Genomic DNA, 3,654 nt, shown 5'->3' with positions numbered 1-3,654 from the left:
GTGCAGATGCAGACTGTCTCTCGCACGCAGTGCTCGACCTCTGAATCCTCCCAGTGCAGCCCGGAGCAGTGTCGAACGGCTGCCTAGCACGTATGGAACGTCGATACCGCCGGCAACACATAGCCAGGCACGGCAACCGGCTCCGATGCAACCGGTCATAGAGAGGACGCTGCCGGTTCGTACCAGGACCGCAGTCCATGCCGGAATATCGCGCCCATCCACCTGCAGGCCCATGTCAGCGCCCGTTAGTGCCACCAGCGCATCTGTCGTGAACACCAGACATGGACCGGAGAGTGTGATTTCCAGAGCCGCCGCCCCTTCCTCGTTTCCAACCAGAAAATTCCCGAGTGCCAGCGCCTGTCGGTCCATGGCTCCTGAAACGGGGATCCCCATGTTCTGCAGTCCCCAGCGGCCCTCGTCCTGTACTGTCGTCAACATGCCGGGCTCGAGCACGTCACATCCGCCAACATCCTGCTCTGAAACATCGCATATTTGTGGATAACATGTGAATTCATCTGACTGCTTCTCTTCAAATTCCTGAAGGCTGATGGGAGAAAAGCGAACGACGTCTCCTGCCTGCACCAGCGAATGCTGCTCGCGCGACGGCTCAAACAACGTGAGAGGCGTGCGGCCGATGATGTTCCAGGCTCCCGGGCTGGACACCGGGTAGACGCCTGTCTGTGTGCCCGCGATGCCCACGCTCCCTGCCGGAACGACGGTTCGCGGTGTTGCCAGGCGCGGTGTTGCCAGTTGTGGGTCGAGGCCCATAAGGTATGGGAAGCCAGGCAGGAACCCCAGCATGGAGCACTGGTAGCCAGCTGCAACATGTCGCTGCACGACCTCCTGTTCGCTCAGTCCAGATTGCCGACAGACGACCTCCATGTCCGGGCCGCATGCGCCGCCATAACAGACTGGGATCGTGACGGTCCTGGGGTGAACGGATGGGGCGACCATGACGTTTTTTGTGGCTGTGGACACAAGTTCCTCGACCTCTTCCACTGAGGCCTGCAGCGGCCGGACGATCAGCCCCAGAGAGCAGTATCCCAGCACCGTCTCGACCAGCCAGGCAGGATGCAGCGTCTCGACGGCGCGTTGCAGCGCGTGAACGCGTGCACTGGTTGAGGGCGAGACGTCGCTTCCAACCACGACCAGCCAGCAGCTGTCGCCGTCCTGCACTATGGATGAGGTCCATTCCTGCGATTCCATTTTATCATGATAGCGCTGTTTGCTCAGAGTGCTCTTCCGATTCGCCGGGACTGTGGGGACGAGGTTCCAACGGGGGTGACGCAGTTCATCAGCCGATCTCCTTGTCTGTCCTTCCTGCACAGGCGGCAATCGATCTGTTGCACCGTCAGCCGCGTTTCTCTCTTTGGCAGAGTCGCGCGTTGACCGTTTTCACTCCTGCGGTATGATGCAGTCAACACACAGGGGGTGCCACATGTTGCCTCGAGTGATCATACACAATGCGGTGAGCGCGGATGGACGCATCGACTGGTTTGAAGCCGACGTCGGGGTTTTGTACGACCTCGCGGGGAGATGGCATGAGGACTGCGCGCTGGTGGGCTCGAGCACGGTGTTGGCGGCTCCTGAATCGGCGGTGCGGGACAAGGGTACCTGGGAACCACAGGCCCCCCTTCCGGCTGACACACGTCCTCTACTGGCAATCGTGGACAGTCGAGGGCGAGTCCGCTGCTGGAGGACGTGGCTGGCGATGCCCTATTGGCGAGGTGGCGTGGCGATCTGCTCGGATAGCACGCCGGACGAATATCTGCAGTACCTGGCCGAGGTGGGAGTCGATTGCATCGTTGCCGGACCCGAGAAGGTCGACCTGAGGGCCGCACTGGAAGAGTTGAACATGCGCTACGGCGTCCAGACCGTGCGCGTTGACTCGGGTGGCATTCTGAACGGCGTGTTGCTCCGGGCCGGACTCGTGAATGAGGTCAGTATCCTCGTGCATCCTGCGCTGGTTGGTGGAACGTCCCAGCGTTCCATGTTCCGAGCGCTGGACCTGGCGTCCCCCGACGGCGTCATTCCTCTCGCGCTTGTCAGCGCTGAGACAATGGGTGAAGGCCTGGTGTGGCTGCGCTACAAGGTCACCGGCAGGAGAAAGAAGAAAGCCCCCCGAACGATCTGAAACAGTTCACTCCACAATTGTGCGCATCGTGGGCACTTGTTTGACTCAAGGGCGCGTTTCGTCTATACCTGAGACAGACAAAGGCATGAGAGGAATGGTCGTCTTGGACATCAGGGTCGGATAACAGGAATTCTGCAGGTTTCTTTACGGTTGGTTTAAGGGGGTCTCACATGGTTACCCGTATACCGGCACAGGAACGCCATTTTGTCGACCTGTCATGGATGCAGGCCTATTGGCTCTTTTCATACGGCGAGTGGTTCGTGCCGGATAACGTGCACCTGGGAATGCTGCGTGCCTTCAACGACGACTTGATCCAGTCGAAGGAAGGCTTCGGGATGCACTTCCACGAGGAGCTGGAGATCGTCACGATCATGCTCGTGGGACAACTGACTATCACCGATGATGCCGGGGAACGCACGACCGTCCACGCAGGTGAGGTGCACCGCATCTCTGCAGGTACGGGGACGCGTCACACGGAGAGGAACGAAGAGAGCGATCCAGCCCGATACTATCAGATCTGGGTCTTCCCGGACAAGCCCGGAGTGATGCCGTCGCACGAACAGAAGGACTTCACTCAGATGTCGCGGCAGGATCGGTTGCTGACGGTGGCTTCTGGCAGGGGACAGCCCGATGCAGTGACGCTGCATGCCGACGCCTCCATCTCACTGTCGACGTTTTCTCCAGCCTTTGCGCTTGAGTACCCCATTACAGGCGACCGGTGTGTCCTGCTGTATGTGACGTCCGGGTCCATTTCACTCAACGGCACCCTCCTGGAACAAGGAGATCAAGGACGAGTGACCGGGGAAATCACAGCGCTCTCCCTTTCTTCGGCAACGGGCGGGAGCTTCGTCCTTGTAGACGTTGCTACTTAGTCCCCCTCCATCTCTGTTCACGGCGTCACCCTTGTTCTGAAGACGCCGGCGAGCTCCCCGTCACGTGCAACGTGACGGGGTTCTTCGTATCATAATCTGGAGTACTAGCGGGTCGAGCCGCGGCGAGCAAAGGAGCATAAGGATGATTATGGCGAGCCTGATCGAAAAGTCGCATACCGTGCAAACTCTGACAGCCAGAGCCCTAGAGACGCTGGGCGGCGTGGAGCACGGAGAGCGGTGACTGTCGCTGCTCGTGCCCGTCGTCGTACCATGACCGGAGCGTTGGTTCTTACACTGGGGCTGGCCGTCATGGGCATGTTCCTGCTGCATGGGTACCTGCCGGCACTCGACTGGGTGCAGTCGTGGCTGCTGGCCGTCACGGGCATCACGTTTCTCACCTATGGCTATGACAAGCTGGTTGCGGGGACGGGAGCAACCCGTGTACCGGAAAGAGCCCTCTTAACACTGGCGTTTGCGGGTGGTACCGTCGGCGCGCTCCTCGGCATGCGGCTGTTTCACCACAAGACCAGCAAAGAAAGCTTCCTGGAACGGTTCTGGCTGGTCGTCGCCGTTCAGATCGTGGTCGTCGCCGGCTGGTACATCTTCCTGCGTCCGCGCTGACGATTCCTTTACACAAACCGACCGCAT

Annotated in this window: 4 protein-coding genes; 3 read left to right on the top strand and 1 reads right to left on the bottom strand. The window is 59.9% G+C overall.

What is annotated here, in order from left to right; all coding sequences use genetic code 11:
- Positions 1-1,206: 5-oxoprolinase subunit PxpB (gene pxpB, locus SMC5_RS06470; protein WP_119120049.1), on the bottom strand; the 1,206-nt coding region annotated here is incomplete at its 3' end.
- A gap of 232 nt (positions 1,207-1,438) precedes the next feature.
- Here pxpB and SMC5_RS06465 point away from each other — a divergent pair.
- From SMC5_RS06465 to SMC5_RS06455, 3 genes are all read left to right on the top strand, one after another.
- Entirely contained in the window at positions 1,439-2,134 is a 696-nt protein-coding gene (locus SMC5_RS06465; protein ID WP_165849001.1) for a RibD family protein, read from the top strand.
- Between the two features lie 170 nt (positions 2,135-2,304).
- A complete protein-coding gene (locus SMC5_RS06460; RefSeq protein WP_119087766.1) occupies positions 2,305-3,006 on the top strand; it encodes a pirin family protein in 702 nt (233 codons plus the stop codon).
- A gap of 237 nt (positions 3,007-3,243) precedes the next feature.
- On the top strand, positions 3,244-3,627 hold the full coding sequence (locus SMC5_RS06455) for a DUF1294 domain-containing protein (RefSeq protein WP_207799117.1): 384 nt from the start codon (positions 3,244-3,246) through the stop codon (positions 3,625-3,627).
- Positions 3,628-3,654: the final 27 nt, after the last annotated feature.

Source organism: Candidatus Cryosericum odellii (assembly GCF_003570935.1).
Lineage (GTDB): Bacteria > Caldisericota > Caldisericia > Cryosericales > Cryosericaceae > Cryosericum > Cryosericum odellii.
Note: the sequence above shows the minus strand (reverse complement) of the source record. Positions and strands in the feature narration are given on the sequence as shown.